Annotated in this window: 18 protein-coding genes; 3 read left to right on the forward strand and 15 right to left on the reverse strand. The window is 43.1% G+C overall.

The genetic code is table 11. The annotated features are described in order from the left end of the window. Positions 1-152 precede the first annotated feature (152 nt). From ORJ01_RS12985 to ORJ01_RS13015, 7 genes are all read right to left on the reverse strand, one after another. Positions 153-665 carry a DUF2199 domain-containing protein gene (locus tag ORJ01_RS12985; protein ID WP_306178385.1) on the reverse strand — a complete coding sequence of 171 codons (513 nt, stop codon included), beginning with the start codon at positions 663-665 and terminating at the stop codon, positions 153-155. A gap of 61 nt (positions 666-726) precedes the next feature. Beyond that, complete coding sequence (locus tag ORJ01_RS12990; RefSeq protein WP_306178386.1) at positions 727-1,242, reverse strand: hypothetical protein; 516 nt, start codon at positions 1,240-1,242, stop codon at positions 727-729. A gap of 10 nt (positions 1,243-1,252) precedes the next feature. Further along, positions 1,253-1,834: a tetratricopeptide repeat protein gene (locus tag ORJ01_RS12995; RefSeq protein WP_306178387.1), complete on the reverse strand. Its 582-nt coding sequence runs from the start codon at positions 1,832-1,834 to the stop codon at positions 1,253-1,255. 129 nt (positions 1,835-1,963) lie between these two features. Next, positions 1,964-2,254: a DUF3144 domain-containing protein gene (locus ORJ01_RS13000; RefSeq protein WP_306178388.1), complete on the reverse strand. Its 291-nt coding sequence runs from the start codon at positions 2,252-2,254 to the stop codon at positions 1,964-1,966. Positions 2,255-2,807: 553 nt separating this feature from the next. Further along, a complete protein-coding gene (locus tag ORJ01_RS13005) occupies positions 2,808-3,254 on the reverse strand; it encodes a hypothetical protein (RefSeq protein ID WP_306178390.1) in 447 nt (148 codons plus the stop codon). A 194-nt stretch (positions 3,255-3,448) separates the two neighbouring features. Next, a complete protein-coding gene (locus tag ORJ01_RS13010) occupies positions 3,449-3,850 on the reverse strand; it encodes a hypothetical protein (RefSeq protein ID WP_306178391.1) in 402 nt (133 codons plus the stop codon). A 481-nt stretch (positions 3,851-4,331) separates the two neighbouring features. Next, entirely contained in the window at positions 4,332-4,760 is a 429-nt protein-coding gene (locus ORJ01_RS13015) for a hypothetical protein (protein ID WP_306178393.1), read from the reverse strand. A 323-nt stretch (positions 4,761-5,083) separates the two neighbouring features. On the opposite strand from ORJ01_RS13015, the gene ORJ01_RS13020 reads away from it, so the two are divergent. Next, entirely contained in the window at positions 5,084-5,701 is a 618-nt protein-coding gene (locus ORJ01_RS13020; protein ID WP_306178394.1) for a DUF938 domain-containing protein, read from the forward strand. Here ORJ01_RS13020 and kynU read toward each other — a convergent pair. From kynU to ORJ01_RS13050, 6 genes are all read right to left on the reverse strand, one after another. Further along, positions 5,694-6,929: a kynureninase gene (kynU, locus tag ORJ01_RS13025; RefSeq protein WP_306178395.1), complete on the reverse strand. Its 1,236-nt coding sequence runs from the start codon at positions 6,927-6,929 to the stop codon at positions 5,694-5,696. The genes ORJ01_RS13020 and kynU overlap by 8 nt on opposite strands. Further along, positions 6,926-7,822: a S9 family peptidase gene (locus tag ORJ01_RS13030; protein ID WP_306178396.1), complete on the reverse strand. Its 897-nt coding sequence runs from the start codon at positions 7,820-7,822 to the stop codon at positions 6,926-6,928. The genes kynU and ORJ01_RS13030 overlap by 4 nt, the downstream gene beginning before the upstream one ends. A gap of 121 nt (positions 7,823-7,943) precedes the next feature. Continuing rightward, positions 7,944-9,029 (reverse strand): AI-2E family transporter, encoded by a 1,086-nt coding sequence (locus ORJ01_RS13035; RefSeq protein WP_306178397.1) that lies wholly within the window; start codon positions 9,027-9,029, stop codon positions 7,944-7,946. Positions 9,030-9,093: 64 nt separating this feature from the next. Continuing rightward, positions 9,094-10,824 (reverse strand): potassium/proton antiporter, encoded by a 1,731-nt coding sequence (locus ORJ01_RS13040; protein WP_306178398.1) that lies wholly within the window; start codon positions 10,822-10,824, stop codon positions 9,094-9,096. Between the two features lie 6 nt (positions 10,825-10,830). Beyond that, positions 10,831-12,003, reverse strand: coding sequence for a GNAT family N-acetyltransferase (locus ORJ01_RS13045; RefSeq protein WP_306178399.1), 1,173 nt, complete (start codon positions 12,001-12,003; stop codon positions 10,831-10,833). 17 nt (positions 12,004-12,020) lie between these two features. Next, the gene (locus ORJ01_RS13050; protein WP_306178400.1) at positions 12,021-13,070 is read right to left on the reverse strand and encodes a phospholipase A; all 1,050 of its coding nucleotides are present in this window, start codon (positions 13,068-13,070) and stop codon (positions 12,021-12,023) included. A gap of 400 nt (positions 13,071-13,470) precedes the next feature. Between ORJ01_RS13050 and yghU the strand changes: the two genes are divergently transcribed. After that, positions 13,471-14,319, forward strand: coding sequence for a glutathione-dependent disulfide-bond oxidoreductase (yghU, locus tag ORJ01_RS13055; protein ID WP_306178401.1), 849 nt, complete (start codon positions 13,471-13,473; stop codon positions 14,317-14,319). Between the two features lie 74 nt (positions 14,320-14,393). On the opposite strand, the gene ORJ01_RS13060 is transcribed toward yghU, so the two are convergent. Both ORJ01_RS13060 and ORJ01_RS13065 read right to left on the reverse strand, forming a co-directional pair. Next, entirely contained in the window at positions 14,394-15,074 is a 681-nt protein-coding gene (locus ORJ01_RS13060; RefSeq protein ID WP_306178549.1) for a tellurite resistance TerB family protein, read from the reverse strand. 62 nt (positions 15,075-15,136) lie between these two features. Further along, a complete protein-coding gene (locus ORJ01_RS13065; protein WP_306178403.1) occupies positions 15,137-16,105 on the reverse strand; it encodes an endonuclease in 969 nt (322 codons plus the stop codon). Positions 16,106-16,470: 365 nt separating this feature from the next. Here ORJ01_RS13065 and ORJ01_RS13070 point away from each other — a divergent pair, with 365 nt between their 5' ends. Beyond that, positions 16,471-19,485: a ligand-binding sensor domain-containing diguanylate cyclase gene (locus ORJ01_RS13070; protein WP_306178404.1), complete on the forward strand. Its 3,015-nt coding sequence runs from the start codon at positions 16,471-16,473 to the stop codon at positions 19,483-19,485. Positions 19,486-19,544: the final 59 nt, after the last annotated feature.

Raw genomic sequence — 19,544 nt, forward strand, 5'->3', positions numbered from 1 at the left:
ATATACAACTTAACGCAAGCAGAGCCGAAAAGTAAAACAGATTTTGAAACTAAACCATCTCGACAGCCGGCTAACGCTGCCAGCAGCGGCCGAGAAACCGCGCAGCGGGTTTGAGGTCCAGCGACCAACGGGAGCGTTGCTGACTGGCTTTGTTAGCTTTTGTTGCTGCTAAAACTGTGAACTTTTTCAATACTGATGCCCTCAGCCTGCTCTTTAGTTAATAGATGCATAGGATCAGTAAAATAGAATTCTGGTCGCTGCGTTTCGCTCCCAAGCTGAACCGTTAGTTTTAATCCGATAGTATTTTCGTATGAAGGTATTACGTTGGCGACCAAGCCAGAAAATTTTGGCCTGGTACTATTATCTTCTTCATAATTTTCTACGTAATCAAAAAAATCTTCTCGAGACACTTCAGCCCATATACCCCATCCATAGGAATTATCAGTTCCGTTTACTGGCAAATAAGCAACACCGCGAATGAAATACCTGTCATCCAATCTACAAAGGTCAGAGTCAATTTGCGCCCTTTCTTCTTTTTCTGTTTTGGAAAGGCTCCAAATTTCATCAGGCATTTTGTAGCTTTTATCAAAAACAATTTCGCCAATATCCTTACCGCAACATCCACATTTCAATATATTCTCCCTGAAAGCTAACGCCCCGCGCATGCGCGCGAACTTGTGAGCGTCGCAGGGGCCGCAGGCCCCGAATGACGCGGATTGTTATGTTTTACCACACCGATACCTTTGTCTCGATGTAGATTGAATGCTCATCCAGCTCACCAGTAGGCAGAACCGTTACTGACTCAATCTGAACAAATTTACCTTCGCGAACACTATCAGAAAGCCAATAATCTTCTCTTGCCAAAGAAAACTCAGGTTGTCCGATTGCGCCAGGTTGAGCACCATTTAAATCGTCATCCAAAGGCTCGATTGCAACAATGTCGTAAAGCTGACCATCTTCCACGAATGGGCCAACATGCGAAATTTTGCCCTTTGAGATATCCGGCGACAATGAAGCCCACCATTCAGAGGTGCCAATGTGAGGGTGCTCATTAAAAAATTCAGGGAATGACGATTGAAGCTCGTTGTTTATTTCAGAAGCCCAATCAGCATTTTCTTTTTCTAAGTCGAAGATTACATCCATGTCATTTCCTTTAAAACATAACGCCGCCATATGAGGCATGAAAAACTTGGCTAAAATTAGGAGCGAAGTGACGCAGCCAAGCTTTTTGCGTTCCTTCATAATGGCTTTGTTATGTTTCGATTAACTCATTGTCTTTTAGAAACGTTATTGCATCTTCATAGCCACTATTGGCTGCTAAAAACATATAATCAATAGCGAGTTCTTCGTCAATTTCACCACCTTCTCCTTCAAGCAACATACCAGCATAATAATATTGTGCTTTTGGAACCCCCATGTCAGCTGAGCCTTTTAAATATTCACGGGCTTTGACCATATTTTCAGAAACGCCGATTCCATTTGCATATACGGAAAAGAGTAAAAAACCTGATTTAGGATTTTTTCCTATAAATGAACGCTTAAGCCAAAATATAGCTTCATGAACATTCATGACTACACCCTTTCCTTCGAGTTTCAGCGCACCGATTGCCAATTGTGCAGCGGGAGATCCTTTGTAGGCATACTCTTCCATTAATTCAAAGCCAACATTTAATCCTTCGGCTTTTGATGACAAAAGCTTATCAACAAATTCGGCATCAATTTCACTACAATTTTCACTGAAGAATTTGTTAGTTTTGGCGAGTAATTCATCGTCACTTAAATCTTGTTCAGACAAGGATTCTATAAATTTTTTTGCTTGTTCAATTTTAGGCAATGGTCACTCCTTGAGAAACATAACGCCCAGCTAAGCCGCCGGAACGGAGTTGATTGTTTTGTGCGAGCGTAGCGAAAAAGCACAAAACGAGCAACGCAGTGAAGATCGGATTGAGCTGTTTGTTATGCATTACTCACCCGGCCTCATATAGGACTCGAAGTTTTCGATGTAGTCATCTAGGTTTTCTTCGAGCATTTTTCGGTACTCTGTGACGAAGTATTCCAATGTCTCCTGCTTGGACGCAGCCATTTCTTGACCATCGTTCCAGCCACATGCACTAACCCAAGCATTGAAACGGGCTGTAGCGTACATATTTGAGGCGCTGACTTTACCTAGAGTTGCTTTCTCATTTATCTGATCGTTGGACAAATGAATATGCGCATCAGCACGTTCGTAAAACTCCTCATCTACTTCCTGCACGGATTCTCCTTTGATGCATAACGCTTATTCGACGGAAACATCCGTATTTAAACACGGACTTTTCCGTATTTGTAAATTTCATGTGATAACACTACATTGATTTTGACTTGTTTACAATGAGTTATGGGTACAGAAACTTTACTATTAGTGATAAATGCGGAAATATCCGTCTAACAAAACACGATGCACTTTCGATAGTGGCTGTATGTAAATACAAGCATTAAGGCTTGGTCAATATCACAAAAAATATTGTATTTCGTACAAAGCTAAAAAATAGAAATATCGTTCTTTTATTTCAAGTGAATAATTAATAATTAACCAGTAGGTGTTAACAAGCCGGTTGAAGTGAACAGTATTTCAATTGAAATGGACTAATAAGAAATACTTCACCTATCCTCTTTTAAATTTTGCCTTACTCATCGCTGCATAATCCTCCAGCGAAGCATTGAGACAACGCCAATAATCGGTCTTTTAAAGTATTTCGTGAATTACATCGAAAGGTGGCTGAATACCGAGATCTATCGGTATTCAGTTAATCGCTAAGTGGCCAGCTTTACACACCGACTTTGACACACACTTGTTTAATCAAATTAAGTGTTAAGCCGGGTTCTGCGAGCTCAAGAACATGATCCGCATTACCGATAGCATTGAAAAGTTGAACAGAATTCGCACCAGCCCAAGTATGAGTAAGCTCTTTCGGACGATCCGTATTCATATCATAAAAAGTGATTTTAACGAGTTCAGGTACATACTCATCCTGCCCAAACCTTTTTGCATAATATTCTGCAGATGCCTCTTCTACTTTAACTCCAATAGCAAAATGATTATTTAGCGTGAGTTTGTGAATACCGGCTCCGGGTTTCCAAGATGTAATTTGCTCACTCGCAGCTGAAGCATAAACAACCTGCTCTCTGCTTCCATCAGACTTGCAATCCAGCGCCGCCATTGCTGTTTGCGTATAGGAAAAAAACACAATTGTTAAGATCATTCTATAAGGCATTTATAATTCCTTTTTATAAGTCATCCCTTGCTGGCCAGAGAAACAGTTCAGTTCGTGCGCTGTTAATTTGTTTGGCTAGCCATAGCCATTAACGGTTAATTTAGAACAAAAAAAGCTTTACTGAAGAGTATTATTCCAATAAGGCCTTTATAATTTTTCTCTATGGTTTATGAAACAGACTAAACCAGTGAATTTTATTTAACGAAAATTGCGATACCATTAGCTTTAGTGATGAATCTATCTTCAGTGGTCAAACCGACAATTCCGTTATTCGTTGCGCTTGTTGTAGCGACCTTTTTAGTGGAACCTTCATTATCAAGATACGTTATGATAACGCCGTTTGCACCTAAGGCTGCAGCTTCAGATTTTAACAGATCCACTACTTCCTCTTTGCCTGAGGGATCATAAGGTACGGTATATTCTCGACTACTGGCACTGACCGTGGCTATTTCTGTGTAGTCCTGTGGCGCGTCGTCATAAACAACAACATTTGAGGATGCAATAACAGGTTTAACTTGGCCAGTAATATTATGAGACGATTTTGCACAACCCATAATTAGCATAGAAAATATGATAGCAGCTGATAATTTGATCATTTTTAACACGCTCCAATTGCTTAAACAATTTACAATAATTGCTGGGATTGAATCTTAATGTTGGATTTTATGTAAATATATTGTTTTTAAAGCTACACTTTTTTTTGCTCAAAAACAATTCAAATTAGTCAATAAAGCAACCTAAATACGTAATTTGTTCAGCATATTGCTACATTAATAGGGCTAAAAGCGCTGGAGTTACGTGCGCCGAGTTCTTGATTATCGCCAAGTAAATATAAAATTTTTCTCTGCTAATCTAGGTTTTAACCAGAGGTGCTTATTAGAGCTTGTCGCTGAAGAATCGTTGGCAATAACGATGAAGATTAAACGTGAGTTAACTATGCTGGGGCAGCTAAAAAGCTATAGCAAATGGTGTGATTGAACGGAATAGTCATTAACATTATTTATCATGTCAGTTTGAGAGAGCATTTTCAAACAACAAGCAATACATCCCTGTATCTGTTTAATAGGTATTTCGCTATTAGTTACAATGCTTGTTATCTGCTGGTCTGATGCCAGGGATCTGTAGAAACTCATGAAACTGTTTTAACTTCTGTTTTTTAATATCGTTATCCGCCACTAATAAGTACAGTGTACCCATATGTCTGTTGAATTGATTTTGGTCGGTCACTTGTAAAAAACAGGTGGTATTCATTTCTAACTCAACTAATAGTGCTAAAGCGGCCTCGCGGTCAGTGCCATTAAAGTAAATAACCTTCTCTAACGATTCCGCAGACTGTTCAAACCAGTGCTTTTCTTCAGCAGAAAAGGTCATATGATTCAAAAAAGTGGCTAGTGTTGCTCTTGCTTGATGAAAAGATGAGCCCGCGGTGTGTGCAGGGCCAACTTCCACAGCTTGAGTCATAGGTATCATGAACAACAATGGTACTAACAATTTTGATAATTTCATAATGGCGACCCTCTTTAACGACTTGCTACAAACTCATAATAGCAGCTAATAATTTATCAACCTGCTACTGTTTTTCCTTAAAAAAATGAAATTATTTTAAGGTTATGATTTTATTCAATATAAATGCTATTTTTTAGGTTTTTTTATAGCGAGCTCAGCACTCAGTATAACCCATTTGGGCTATGCAGAATGCTTAACATTTACGCGATATTTATGCTCATTCGCCGTAGTATGGCCTAACATAAAAACCTCTGTTGCATTAAAACCGCTAGGGTTTTAATGATATGCTTTGTTTTATTGCACACAGAGTATGACTTTACGTTATGAGCAGAGATAATAAATACACCGATTTACCTTTTTCACTGGCCTGTGAAAACAATAAAGTCACTATTCTCAGTCATTTACAGCAATTGTTTGCAAAACATCAGCGAGTTTTGGAAATTGGTAGTGGTACGGGCCAACATGCGCTTTACTTTGCCGAACATTTACCCCATTTAGTTTGGCAAGCATCCGATCAATCGCAGTATTTACCCACATTAACTGAGCGTATTCGTCGTGCTAACTTGGCTAATTTACCCTTGCCTTTGGCATTAGATATCTGTGCAGATGCTGCGCCGGTCACGCGGGCCGATGCGCTCTTTACCGCAAATACTTTACATATTATGCCTTGGCCTGTGGTGCAGCATTTTTTTAGTCGTCTTAATGAATTAACCCAGCCAGAAGCCATCTTGTGTATCTATGGCCCTTTTAATTACCAAGGGCACTTTACCAGCACAAGCAATCAGGCCTTTGATCTAAGTTTAAAAACTCGGGATCCAGCAATGGGTATTCGTGACCACGAGCAGGTTTTAGTGCTGGCACAACAACAAGGTTTTCACCTAACGCATGATCACGCCATGCCAGCAAATAATCGTTTATTATGCTTTAGCAAAGTTAGGTAACTTTTTGCTTTACAGCATATTCTGCTTTTAAATATTCGGCTGTTTTTACCACGTCACTTAATATTTCTACGGCGATCCACATATCGATATAACGTAAATATAACGGGGTAAAACCTAATCTTAAAATATCGGGAGCGCGAAAATCAGCGATTACGCCGCGCTTGATTAACGCCTGACATAACGCATATGCCTGAGGATGACAATATGCTAACTGACTGCCCCGCTCGGCTTCTGTTAATGGCGTTAACAGGGTTAATTCGTGAAGTTCAGCATGACTTGTCAATAATTGATGAAAGGTATTGGCCAATGCTAAGGATTTAGCACGCAGAGTCTGCATATTAACGTCAGCAAACACATCAAGTGCGGCATCAAGTACACTCATGGAAATGACGGGCGGTGTACCTGTTAAAAAATGCTCGATGCCGGCAGGTTTTTCATATTGAATAGTGAAAGCAAAGGGCGCTTTATGCCCCATCCAGCCACTTAAAGGTTGTGATACTTTAGATAAATGCCGCTTCGCCACGTATAAAAAAGCCGGTGCGCCAGGGCCACCATTCAGATATTTATAACCGCATCCCACTGCGAAATCGACCTGGCAGTCATCTAAGGCGACGGGTAAAGCTCCGGCACTGTGGGCTAAATCCCAGATCACTAAAATGCCTTGTTGCTGCGCAAGTTTTGTCATGCGCGCCATATCAAGCAATTTGCCAGAACGAAAATCGACATGCGACAGTAATAACACCGCAATTTGGTCAGTTAATGCTTGCTCAAGTTCCGCTTCTTCCACTAATTGCATTTCACAGCGATCTTCGCCAATTAAGCTGCTTAAGCCTTGAACCATATAAAGATCGGTTGGAAAGTTGCCATTAAGTGATAACACAATACGGCGTTTGGGTTGCAACAGTAAGGCACTGCTTAGTACCTTAAATAAATTAATAGAGGTAGAGTCGCAACACATCACTTGCTCTGGTGCCGCACCAATTAAGGCGGCAATTTTGCTACCTACTTTGCTGGGCAGTTCAATCCACTGATGCGTGTTCCAGCTTTTGATTAAGTCTTGTGACCATTGCTGATGTAACACCTCTTGCGCACGTTCAGCACACACTTTCGGCATTGGACCAAGAGAATTACCATCGAGATAAATGGTGTCGTCTGGTAACACAAAAGCTTCACGCAGTTTGTGTAACGGGTCTTGTTGATCTAATAGCAGCAGTTCTTGATAATTCACGGCGAAATCAGCTCATTTAAAGAAAGTAAAAATTGGTTATACGCAGCGCTTTGTGGATGGATCCAATCAAAATGCCCCGCGTCGGGTACCAACAACATCGGTAAACCACTGTCACTGGCCTGCTCAATCGGAACGATACTGTCTGCACTGCCGTGTAACAGTAAGGTCGATTGAGGTAGTGGTTGTTCTACCGGGTTAGCTTGTTGGTAAGCCTCTGCTTGGCTTTGTAGATCACCGGCAAAGAAGCCTTGCGTCGCTTTTTGACAGCCATTTTCACCCTGGCTGTAGCGTTTTACATCGGTAATCGCGGCCAGCCCAATGACGCCTTTTAATGCAGGTGTCATAGTGACTTCACTGGCGGCCAAGAGCGCCAAATGCCCGCCAGCGGAATGCCCGGCTAGCACAACACGACTAAGATCCAGTTGCTTGCGGGGCAAGTAAGGAATGTAGCGTAAAGCTTGCATAATATCTTGATAACTGCCTGGCCAACCGCCGCCTTCATCTCCGGTTCGCCGATACTCAATAGACCAAACCGCATATCCTTGTTGGGCTAAGGCATAGCTAAAGGCCTGGCTGTGTGTAATATCATAGGCATTTAACCAACAACCACCATGCACAAAGACTAGCAGCGGTGCCGGCGTGTTCGAGCCATTCGCCGGTAAAAACAACTGGCCATATTGCAGCGCGCCTGTACCGTAGTTAATGCGTTGGCTGGCCGATTCTGGAACAGCCGCGGCGAGGGGTAATAAGCTGCTATAAGAAACTTGTGATAACAGCGCAGGCTGAGTTAACGACCTGTCATCAACAACAGTGGCTAGGTCAGGTTCTAAGTCAGGTTGCTGTGCACAGGCACTGAGTAGCAATGTTAAGCTAATAGGAATAAGTAGGCGCATTTAAACAAATATTAAAGAATAATTGCCGCAGTTATAACATAAAGTCGCGCAGATGTAAGGCCTAAACTCGCCAAAAAGAGTGTAGTTTAAGCCTAGGTACAAACCACGCGAGTTAGCGCTGTTAGCTATTGTCTTGTTTTTCTAAAAAGGATTTAAACTCAATGGTATAAAGCCGCAACAACACCAAGGTTAACGCAAAAATAATCGGCCCATAAATGACGCCTATTAAGCCAAACAATTGGATCCCACCAATCAATGACAAGAAAATCAATAAGGTGCTCATGTTTGAGCTACCTTGCATCAAGATCGGCCGTAGCACATTATCAATAGAGCCCACCACGATAATCCCCCAAGCGGCTAAAAAGAGAGCCCAAGGCCAGTCACCGGTGAGTAGCAAATAAAGCGTTGCCGGCAACCAGATCAGCGCCGTACCAATGGCTGGAATAAACGACGCAAAAGCCATCATGGTTCCCCAAAATAAACCGGGAAAGCCGACAATGGCCATGGCAATGCCCCCTGCAATACCTTGAGCAATGGCGGTTAAGACCGATCCTAAAACAGCTGAGCGAGCCACCGTTTTTGCTTCAGTTAATAACGCTTCTTCTTGTGAGCGTGATAGCGGGATCACCCAATGCAAGGTATCGACAATTTTGTCGTGATCACGTAACAAGAAAAACAGAATAAAAAGCATCAACACAAAACCAAATAAGAAACCGGTGATATCGCCTACCAATTTTGTGCTGAGATCTAACAATTCACGACTAAAACCAGAAGCAAACTCAGTCATTTTTTCAACAATTGATTTGGCAGTAAAGCCATCGCCTGGTAAATATTCAGCCGCCAGGGTTTGTGCTTGTAATAAATACGGATGTTGCAGCAACTGCTCTGCCCCACCACCATTTAACCAAGTGTAGCTTTGCTTGGTAAACATGACGCCCTGTTGCACTATTGCCATAAACACAATCGTAATAGGCACGATAATCACCACCACTAACAATAAGCAGGACAAGCTTGCAGCCAAATTGGGTTTACCGGGACATTTTTGTTCAATCCATTGATGCAGCGGGAAACACAGTAACGATAAAACAAAAGCTAACACCAAAGCACCCACATAGGGCGCAATCAGCAAATAACTGCCATAAAGCGCCAATAACAGCGCGGCAATTAAAATATAGTGCCGCGATTCGGCGTTAAACTTTTTAGCCATGACGGTTGTTCCTATAACAAATTAAAGCGCTGCACCTTAAGTGCGTCGCAAAGGCAAAATAAGATTATTCAGCGCTGCTAGCGCTAGCTAAAGGTTTAATCCGCACCGTAACAATTCGTTCGCCGACCATTTCAACGATCTGAAAATGGCGCTCGGCAAACTCAAATTCGGCTTGATCGGCAACATTGTCGCCAAGCTGAGCAATACACAAGGCTTCTAAGGTTAGATCGTCACGGCCTTGATTTAAAGCAACGCCATAGCCATAGCACCAATCAATATCACTCAGCTTAGTCGCCCCTTTCATGCGCAACTCACCTATAGGCCTAGCTAACTGAAAGCCTTTGTCGGCAAAGGCTTGCTCAACAAAATGTTTGTAATCAACATGCAGTACGACAAACAAATGATCACCCGGGTGTAAAATCGTCGAGCCCCGTGGTGGTATCACTTTATCACCTCGGCTAATCATCGCAACGACCACGCTCTCAGGTAATGCCATGCGAGATAAGCGTCGATAAGCGGCTCGCGAGTTTTCAGACAAACTGTACTCTACAATCTCGGCATCAACATCACCTAAAGCGGTAATTTCTAACGTAACGGGCGCTTGAGCCGTGGGTTGCTCAATCAGATTTAAGCGCCGTGCCACCCAAGCTAAGGTTGAACCTTGTAAGGTGGCAGAGATTAATACCACGAAAAACACCACGTTAAAGATCAATTCTGCATCGGCTAAACCAAACATCAACGGAAAAATAGCTAAAATAATCGGTACTGAACCGCGTAAACCTACCCAAGAGACTAAGGTCATTTCACGCCGATTAAAGCCAAATAAGGTTAAAATAGGCACTATGGTAATGGGCCTTGCCAAAAACACTAATACCGCAGCAATTAAAATACCTTGCCACCAAACGTCTAATAACGAGCTGGGGTTAATTAACAAACCCAGTACAACGAACATGGTAATTTGACTAAGCCAGGCTAACCCGTCATGGAATAAAAAGGTCGTTCGTTGAAAAGCGAATTGGGTATTCCCAATTAAGACACCACAAATAAAGATGGCCAAAAAACCACTGCCGCCGGTGTTTGCTGCAACGCCAAAAGATAATAAACCTGCTGCGGTAACCAGCACAGGATACAAACCGCTGGCTTGTAAGTGAATACGATTAATGACCTTTAATACCGCATAACCTACTGCTATGCCGACAAGCGCACCTACACCCATTTGCATGACAAATAGTTGCAGTAAAGGCCAACCCGGCTGCATATCATTCACTAAAATTTCTAGCAACCCTACGGTTAAAAATATCGCCATCGGATCGTTCGAGGCACTTTCAATTTCCAGTGTAGATTTTAAACGTGGATTTAAATGAATACCGGCATTACGCAATAAAGAAAAAACGGCCGCGGCATCGGTAGAGCCGACAATAGCCCCCAATAACATACCGGTAAGTAAACTGATATCTAAGATATAACTGGCGGCTGCGCCGGTGATCACGGCCGTGCCCAATACGCCAAAGGTGGCTAACATGGACGCCGGTTTCCAGACTTGCTTAATCGACTTCAGGGGTGTTTGTAAGCCGCCGTCAAATAAGATCAATGCCAAGGCTAAGGTGCCTAAGGCATGCGCGGCCTGCGGGTTGTCAAACGCAATACGACCAATGCCGTCTTCGCCAGCCAACATGCCAACCAGTAAAAACAGTACCAGCATAGGTAAACCTAAGCGGGCAGAGATTTTACTGGAGAAAATACCCAACAAAATTAATACGGCGGCCAAAAGGATCAGCTGATCAATCAAAAACATAAGGTATTATTTTCCTGAAAAAGCCGCGAGGCTATTAGCCTGACTATATGGCAACAACTCACTGGCGGCAGCTAACATATGTTGGCAATGTTGTTGTTCTTTTTGGCAATATTGCTCAATAGCCGAACTTAATATATTGGGTCGATACCAGCATGCACCGTAACGTAAAACCGGGCTAAACCCCCTTCTGAGTTTTTGCTCCCCTTGCGCGCCACCATCAAAGTAGCGTAAACCGTGTTCAATACAATACTGGATACCTTGATAATAACAGCATTCAAAGTGCAGTAATGCATAATCCGCTAACGCACCCCAATAACGACCATACAAGGTATCGCCGAGCTGAAAACACAAAGCTGCAGCAACCAATTGCGCAGGATCATCCTGCGTGAAAGCCGCAAATACCACGATCTGCGCTCGCATACTGCTGAGTAATTGCCACCAACTTTCGGCGCTAATGTAGCCATTATGCCCTGAGCGCTCTTGGTAGGTTTGCTGATAACAGGCGATCACGCTTTGCCATTGCGCTGGGGTAATATCGATGCCTTGCAACGTTTTAAACTGCAGCGGTAATTGCTGCGTTTTTTTTCGTTCTTGTCGAATTTGTTTCCGCTTACGTGAAGACAATGCCGCTAAAAAATCTGAAAAGTCAGTATATTGCTGGTTCTGCCATAAAAACTGCACTTCGTGTCGAGGTAAGCATTGTTGGTCGATTAAAAGCTGTTGCAGTGGCAAGTGGCAATAAAACCAATGCGCGCTATGCCAGCCTTGCTGTGCAATGTCAGCTAAAACGGTTTGTATTAATAGGCTGGCAATACTTTGCCAATCTAAACAGGGTAATACCGCCAGCCGCGAGCCAGTAACGGGCGTAAAGGGAATAGCTGATATCCATTTAGGATAATAAGGCAATTGATAATGCTCATAGGCGCGCACCATGGGCCAATCAAATAGATACTCTCCATAAGAATGCGTTTTTAGATAACCAGGGATCACCGCTATCAACTGATCGTCTTGCCATAAACTAGCATGACGGCTAAACCAGCCGCTGTTGCCATCCACACTGCCCCCCTGCTCTAAAGCAAGCAAAAAGGCATGTTTAGCAAACAACTCGGTTGGCTCAAATAAGGCATCCCAAGCACCCGCCGGGATACTGTTAAGTGATGTTAGCCAACGAAACTGCATAATGGCTGAGGGCTTCGTTAAAAGTTAAACAGCATAAAGCCTAAACCGATGCTATTTTGCCGATGATTATAATCCAGTAAGGTTTCGGCATAACCTGAAAACAACTGCAAGTGTACCCGTAAACCATCGGCTTTTGATTTATCAATTGGGTAAGTTAAGTCTAATTGCCATGAGCCATTCGAAAAGTCATTCCAACTCATTTTGCGCGTTAAAGAAGCGGTCGCGCTGCCCGGTAACCAGCTGAGTTGTAATTCAGTGGTACCCAAAAAAGAGGTCAGATCAGGGTTGTCATCATCATCGGCTTGCTCTGGAATACGCCGATTCACTTTAACTCTAAAACCCACTTGGTCACGTTCGAAAGCCGCTGCGGCATAAATACGATTCCAACTGCGCGACATGGGTTCGCTTTGTCCGTTAGATTGGTGTACAAAGCCAAGTTGGAGCATTTGCATACTCCAACCTAGTGGCAGATTACCCAGATATTTTGCAGTAGGAATAACGTAAATGACTTCAGGCTGATAATCGGTGCTACGAAAGGGGGCGGAGTCTTGCGAGTTCCAAAGTTGCCACATCGACGTTTGAGTGTAAGCAAACCATAAATCTGCATTAGGCAATAATACATCTTCTAACATCTTCGCGCGTAAAGACACCTGCAATTTTGCTTCAATTGGTTTGTAATTCTCTTGTAAATCAGCCAAACCTAAAGTTGGGCTTTGCGGTTGCCGATTAATCGACGATGTGTAATGTGCGGGTAATAAGAAGTTTGGCTGATAAGTACGCACCACAAAAGGCCCGCGTTTTTCATTATCACCCAGCTCCCAAAGGCTTTGCAAAATAGTCGCTACCGGAATGGGTGCTGCCTCTTCAACTTGAGTCACCTTTATCGAAGGCGTGGTTTCAATTTTAGCTTCAGCAACTAAGCGAGCTTTTTGTTGCGCTTCCACTAAGCGGTCGTAACAAGCCAACCTTTGTAGATCATCTTGACCAAGACATTGTTCCATCGGCGAAATATCTGCCGACACTGCACTTGAGCTTAATAATAAAATTCCGGTTAATGGTGTGAGCACGGCCTATTTCCTTTAGCGTCAATCTACTTATATTAATAGCTTAACATGACAAAACGCTGAACATGACAAATTTGTTAGCTCATGTTATCTAATTAGCTGATTAACATAGCGAAGCGCTATTTGTCACTGGCTTATTCCTTGGTTATTCAGCAGCGTAAATTGCTATTTTTTACTTTGCTAAGATGTTTAGTTACTTTGGCCAGTTATAGGGTGTTGGTGTTTAACTTTGTCGATATCAAGCCCATTTAGCTGATTTCGTTAAACCCGCACTTTAAATTTTTTAGCCGCACCCTCAGATAGACCGTTATATGAAAACCCGAGCATAAGATATTTCATGGCAATGCCCTGTTTTATTTTATGCAGCAAGGCAGAGCCGTTATCACCCAATAAGGAAAGCTTTATGAGTCAATCCACTTACCACCCCCCCAAAGTTTGGCAATGGCAGCAAGCTAATGGTGGCGCCTTTGCTAATGTCAATCGCCCTATCGCGGGGGCGACGCATGATAAAGCTTTGCCCAAGGGGGAACATGCTTTACAGCTGTATTCACTGGCCACACCGAATGGGGTTAAAGTCAGTATTTTATTAGAAGAGTTGTTGGCCGCAGGCTTTGAACAAGCAGATTATGATGCTTGGTTAGTGAATATTCGTGAGGGCGATCAATTTAGCAGTGGCTTTGTTAACGTTAACCCCAATTCTAAAATCCCCGCTCTGATGGATTATTCAACTACTCCGCCAACACGGTTGTTTGAATCTGCATCCATCATGCTGTATTTGGCAGAAAAATTTCAGGCATTTATACCCAAAGACACCTCAGCCCGTGCGCAAATGTTTAATTGGTTATTTTGGCAAATGGGCAGTACGCCCTTCTTAGGCGGTGGCTTTGGGCATTTTTATGTTTATGCTCCCGAGAAAATTGAATATGCCATTGATCGCTATGCTATGGAGACAAAACGGCAATTAGACGTATTAGATAAGCAGTTGGCCAACAATCAGTTTATTGCCGGTGAAGAATACACGATTGCGGATATGGCCATTTGGCCATGGTACGGTGCTTTAGTATTAGGCCGTTTGTATGATGCGGCAGAGTTTTTAAGTGTTGATAGCTACACTCATGTACGACGCTGGGCCAAGCAGATTGACGCGCGACCTGCGGTAAAGCGTGGTTATATTGTTAATCGTACTTTTGGACCTGAGCCGCATTTGGCTGAAAGACACAGCCAAGAAGATTTTAAAGTTTTTGGTTTGTAAAAATAAGGCGCGTTAAGCGTAATACCCTCTAGGTTTAGCGTTTAGCGCCTTTTTTTACGTTGCCTGATACCTTATTAAGTTTGAGCCGCGGTAAGCTGCTGCGCTTGTCTTGCTTGGTGCTGCAATTCATTTTGTAAACTTTCGGGTAAGGCTAATTGTTTGGCAAGTTCATTTAGGTAACTGCGCTCCATAAAACTTTCTTCGTCAATTACCAATACGCTGGCAAGATACATTTCTACGGCGATGTCTCTGCTGGTCGCATATTTCGCTACATTGGCAGGATCTAAAGGTTGTTGTAATTGCTGATCAATAAAAGACAGTAACGCCTGATCGGCAGTTAGTTTAGCCACTTCGGTATCAATGATGTGTCGTTCACGATCATCAATATGACCATCTGCTTTGGCCGCGGCAATTAACGCAATTAAAATAGCTTTGCTGTGCTCATCGGCTTCTGCAGCACTCAGGTTTTCTAACGATTGTGCCGCAGGTGCTGTTTGCGTCTGCTCCGATTGCTGCCAACTTGTATAAGCTTTGTAAGCGAGTACACCAACCGCGGCTAAACCACCGTAAGTTAACACTTTACCGCCAAGCTTTCGGCCTTTTTTATTCCCTAATAGCAACCCTAAAGCACCACCAGCCAAGGCGGCACCGCCCTTACCTTTTAGCATGTCACTCACACCACCACTTGTTGCAGAACGGCTGTTATTACCAAGCCCGGATTGCAGCAGCTTTTCTAAAAAGTTTTTATTAATCATCACAACATTCCCCCTCTCTCAGACACTTATTAGAGTGTTTAATGGTTAAAAGTTCCAGTGGGTTACTTTGGGCAATTGTTTGCTTGTCGATAGCCTTGCGCTTCAGCTTCCGAGGCCGTATCAAAACTCACGCGATTGCTTACCGCCATACTTAAATAATTAGGACAATCAGGTCGGTGATAGATTTTTGAGCGACGATTACCATAAATCGGCGTAACTGCCATGCTGGCACTAGGTGCTGCTGCAGCGAGTTGCTCTTTGACCACTAAACCATCCCCTCTCGTTTCATAACCCAGCGACCATTGCTCTGCCCCCGAAATAAAGGGATTGCTTCTGCCGGTTAACGCAGCGGTACGAGCATGTCGCTGTTGTTCAATTGCCGATACCGGATCTTGTAAATGCCACGCCATATACAATTGTTGATCCTGGCGACTGAGTGTCAGGTTATAACGGTCTGCCATATAAAATGCTACTCTGGCAATATCGCCACGAATAGTCATTTTCGGTTGAACTTTACGGTTTTGGGTATCGATTTTAATGTCGCATTGGCCAAATTGCGCGGTTAGTGTTGGGCTAACCATACCAAATGGTAGATCCGAGCGAAGACCATTAATTTGGCCAACCGCATAAGTTAAATTAAATAAATCCGCTTCAATACGATTAAACAGCGGATCGTTTTGTTGGCAGTTTTTTCTGCCTCCCTTTTGCCAACACTGTAATTGTTTACCCACCCATGAGATTGGGATGATATGTTCTACTTCAGAGCGCGCCGCGCGAGCTAAGGTGGCGGTACTGGGTAAACCTTTTGGTGAATAAACCGCAAAACCACAAGCAGCATGATCAACTCTACCGCCACTGCGTCCTACCCAGCTGATAGGGCAATCGCAATAAAATGTTTGAGGTTTATCTTGATACACCTGTTTTAATAACACTTTCGCTTGTTCAAAATTGGTCGGTTCTGCTGCAAAGGCCAACACACTGAGCAACCCGCTTGCTAACAAGCCACTTGCGAAAAACCATCTTGTTCTCATACTGACAACGACTCTACGGCGCGGGCCGAACGCGCAAAGCTGACTACCTATTTTGTGACGGCCAGCACAAAACAGCGTTACGTTGTACTTAGAGAACCCTTCAGAGAGCAAAGACAACTTAGGGAATGTTAACAGTTTTAGTGTTTAAAACGAAGCGAGTTCAATTGCGCGCGAAATATTGCAAATTAGCGTTTGGCTTGCCTTTTAAAACACGATATGCTGATTGAAATTAATACTTAAATACTTACTAACAGTAATAATTTTTTGTTTTTTTCAGTCTGGGTTAACTGCTAAATTAGAGATCAGTGATGATTCTTACATTGTCTGAACGGTATGCTTATAGTATGAATAACGGGTCGAATTAAATGGATGTATTCCCCTGCATGCAGCATATTTTAAAAAGAGGGTTTCTATGCCTGATGCTGCTCTGCTCCCCAACTGTCTTAAGCCTTGATTATCAATTTAGTCCAATCGATGATCCCCTGTTAGCACGACAAGCTTCTGTTTATGACATTAAAGCGGATAAACAAGGTCTTCTGTGGTTTTCCAGCGATACCGATGGTTTGATTCGCTTTGATGGTTACAGAAGCGCCAATTGGTTGGTACCCGATTCAAACGAATATAACCGCCTAAACATCAACCGCATGGTGTTTACTGAACGTGGAGACATGTGGCTGGGTGGCTGGGGTGAAGGTTTACTCTTACTCAAACAGCAATCTAAAGAGCGCATTAATTTTAAAGCCGATAGCACTGATGACAATGCGTTAGCTTCTGATCGTGTTCAAGAAATATTTTCAGACAGCCAAGATCGTATTTGGATTGGCTCCGCAGGTGGTGTCAATATTATTTACCCTGATCAACCTTATCGCCTCACGCGTTTTGCGCTAAACCAGACCAATCATCCGTTAAATGGCCAGCGCATTTGGGGTATCACCGAATTTGATAATGCGATTTGGTTTGCCACTTCCAACGGTATCGTTAAACTCAATTCAGATCTGTCAACTTATACACAGCTCGATTTGCCTGCTTTAAATAAGTTGGTAGCCGATCGCGCTCGAGAAGTACGAAATATCGCGAATATCAATAATCAGCTATGGGCACTTTCCTCTCAAGGCTTATTTCTTTACCAGGCAGCTTGCCAGTGTTTTACTGAAATAGAAACGCCAGAAGATTTGCCGACCCCTCGCGGTAATGTTTTAGCCGAATTAAGCCCCGGAAGATTGTGGGTGGGTGCCTCAGATGGCTTATATTTATTTGATATCCCATCACTGACTTGGCTAAAAAACAATAGCAATAACAATTACAACTTTTTACCTAATGCCGATGTACGCAGCTTACATCAGAACAGCAGTAAGCAATTATGGGTAGGCACGCGTGATCGCGGAATCTTTGTTGGTTTGGCACAACACTCGGTTTTTAAACCATTAGCTCTCACTATGCCAGCTACCTTGCAAGAAGCGGCGTTAAAACGCATAAGCGCGGTTTACCATGACAAAACGGGTAATCTTTGGCTTGCAACGCCCAATCAATTATTACGCCGTGATCCAAAACAGCAATGGCAAATATTTGATTTTGGCTGGCAAACTGGGATCCGTAAAGTTTTTAAGCTCTACAGCGATGCAAATGATGTGCTTTGGCTCGCTACCGATGTTGGTTTGTTCCATTTTAAAGATGAACAATTGACCCAAGAAACGCGTCCCTTTGATTTAGCTAATATTAATAGTACTGCCGTAACCGACCTCTTTATCAGTACTACCGGTACCTTCTATTTTAGTTTGTGGCAGCAAGGGATGTTAATCTGGCAATCTGATAAACAAGACGTAAAAATGGTTATCAGTGATATTCACGGTATCAATGGGGATTTAATTCATCAAATAAGTGTGCAAGACGGTTTACCACTCTATGCTGCCAGTCGCTACTCAGGCTTATTTGTTAACAATGCTGCGCAGGAGCGTTGGTCTCGGCTTACTCTGCCGATCCAAGATGATATTGATGGCTTTGGCTGTGCCTTACCCGAAGATAACGGCATCTTGTGGTTATGCTCTGAATACGGCTTGTGGCAATTTGATAAAACCAATAACAATTTGCTGCATTACATGCCAGAGCAGGGGTTACCTAGCCCATATATAAATAGTGCCTTTTTTGATGCACACGGCCAGCTTTGGGCTCTTACCAACAATGGTCCAGCTCGTTTTGATTCTCAACTTCAGCGTTTTGTTAGTTATGGTGTAGCCGATGGCTTACCCGATCTTACTATGCAGCGTAATGCCTATTCTATTTCTGCCGATGGCGAAATGGTGCTTGGGACCGCCATTGGTGCTGTGGTGCTGAATAACGAGCCAGAACAAGAAGTGTTTCAACCGCCGCGCCTGGTGCTTACCGAGTTGATTGTTGATGGTGTTGATTTAACGCGTGAGTTTGACGTCCTGAATGAAAATTTAGAATTACCCTATGCGTTTAACGAGCTGATTATTCGTTTTGCGGTATTGGATTATTGGGAGCCTGAGCTGAATAGCGCGCGAAGTCGACTCATTGGCTTATCTGATCAGTGGTCAGCACTGAATAATAGCCGTGAAATTCGCTATGTCAATTTGAAGCCAGGCAAGTTTCAATTAGAAATTGAAGGCCAAAACAGCCGTGGTTTTAACACCATAGCGCCTTTACGCTTAACATTTAGTGTTGCGGCACCTTGGTACTATTCTGTGTGGATCTGGCTGTTATTTATTGTGTCTTTACTCGCCTTGTTTGTGCTAATTGTTTGGTTACGCGAAGCCAGTTTACGCCGACAAAATGTTCGCTTACACGACTTAGTTAAACAGCGCACGCAAGAGTTAGAATCACTGGCAGCACAATTGAAAAATCGAGCCGACCACGATCCATTAACTAATCTCTTAAATCGAGATGGGTTTGCTGAGAATTTCTCTCGCCTGTTAGCCCATGCTACCCGTGAAAATCAAGCCGTCAGCCTGGTATTAATTGATATTGATTACTTCAAAATGCTCAATGACCAATACGGTCATAATGCGGGCGATGTGGTGCTGCAGCATTTTGCCAAGTTATTAAGCCAGCGAATTCGTGGTACTGATATCGTGGGACGCTGGGGTGGCGAAGAGTTTGTCCTCGCCTTAGCGAATTGTAATGCTATGGATGCTAAGGTTTTTTGCCAGCAGTTTTTACGGCTCTTACAGCATGACGGTTGTAAGTATCAGGGCACACAACTCACCATCAGTGCCACTATGGGCATTGCCAGCTTGCCCTTATCTGTAAACTCACTGCAGCAATGGGTAAAGTATGCTGATGAGGCATTATATATCGGCAAAAATAATGGTCGCAATCAGGCGGTGATCGCCACTATACCAACTAATTTAACTTCAACCTGACGTGCAGCATTATTCGATCAGTTCCGATAAAGCGTAACTTTTACCTACGTAAACTTGCA

The organism is Alishewanella sp. SMS8 (genome assembly GCF_030737935.1).
Classification (GTDB): Bacteria; Pseudomonadota; Gammaproteobacteria; order Enterobacterales; family Alteromonadaceae; genus Alishewanella; species Alishewanella maricola.

Bases quoted from the DNA above. Each gene is read 5' to 3' on its own strand.
- ORJ01_RS12985 (WP_306178385.1), bottom strand. From the start codon at position 665: ATGCGCGGGGCGTTAGCTTTCAGGGAGAATATATTGAAATGTGGATGT.
- ORJ01_RS12990 (WP_306178386.1), bottom strand. From the start codon at position 1,242: ATGAAGGAACGCAAAAAGCTTGGCTGCGTCACTTCGCTCCTAATTTTA.
- ORJ01_RS13005 (WP_306178390.1), bottom strand. From the start codon at position 3,254: ATGCCTTATAGAATGATCTTAACAATTGTGTTTTTTTCCTATACGCAA.
- ORJ01_RS13010 (WP_306178391.1), bottom strand. From the start codon at position 3,850: ATGATCAAATTATCAGCTGCTATCATATTTTCTATGCTAATTATGGGT.
- ORJ01_RS13015 (WP_306178393.1), bottom strand. From the start codon at position 4,760: ATGAAATTATCAAAATTGTTAGTACCATTGTTGTTCATGATACCTATG.
- ORJ01_RS13020 (WP_306178394.1), top strand. From the start codon at position 5,084: ATGAGCAGAGATAATAAATACACCGATTTACCTTTTTCACTGGCCTGT.
- ORJ01_RS13030 (WP_306178396.1), bottom strand. From the start codon at position 7,822: ATGCGCCTACTTATTCCTATTAGCTTAACATTGCTACTCAGTGCCTGT.
- ORJ01_RS13035 (WP_306178397.1), bottom strand. From the start codon at position 9,029: ATGGCTAAAAAGTTTAACGCCGAATCGCGGCACTATATTTTAATTGCC.
- ORJ01_RS13040 (WP_306178398.1), bottom strand. From the start codon at position 10,824: ATGTTTTTGATTGATCAGCTGATCCTTTTGGCCGCCGTATTAATTTTG.
- ORJ01_RS13045 (WP_306178399.1), bottom strand. From the start codon at position 12,003: ATGCAGTTTCGTTGGCTAACATCACTTAACAGTATCCCGGCGGGTGCT.
- yghU (WP_306178401.1), top strand. From the start codon at position 13,471: ATGAGTCAATCCACTTACCACCCCCCCAAAGTTTGGCAATGGCAGCAA.
- ORJ01_RS13060 (WP_306178549.1), bottom strand. From the start codon at position 15,074: ATGATTAATAAAAACTTTTTAGAAAAGCTGCTGCAATCCGGGCTTGGT.
- ORJ01_RS13065 (WP_306178403.1), bottom strand. From the start codon at position 16,105: ATGAGAACAAGATGGTTTTTCGCAAGTGGCTTGTTAGCAAGCGGGTTG.
- ORJ01_RS13070 (WP_306178404.1), top strand. From the start codon at position 16,471: ATGGATGTATTCCCCTGCATGCAGCATATTTTAAAAAGAGGGTTTCTA.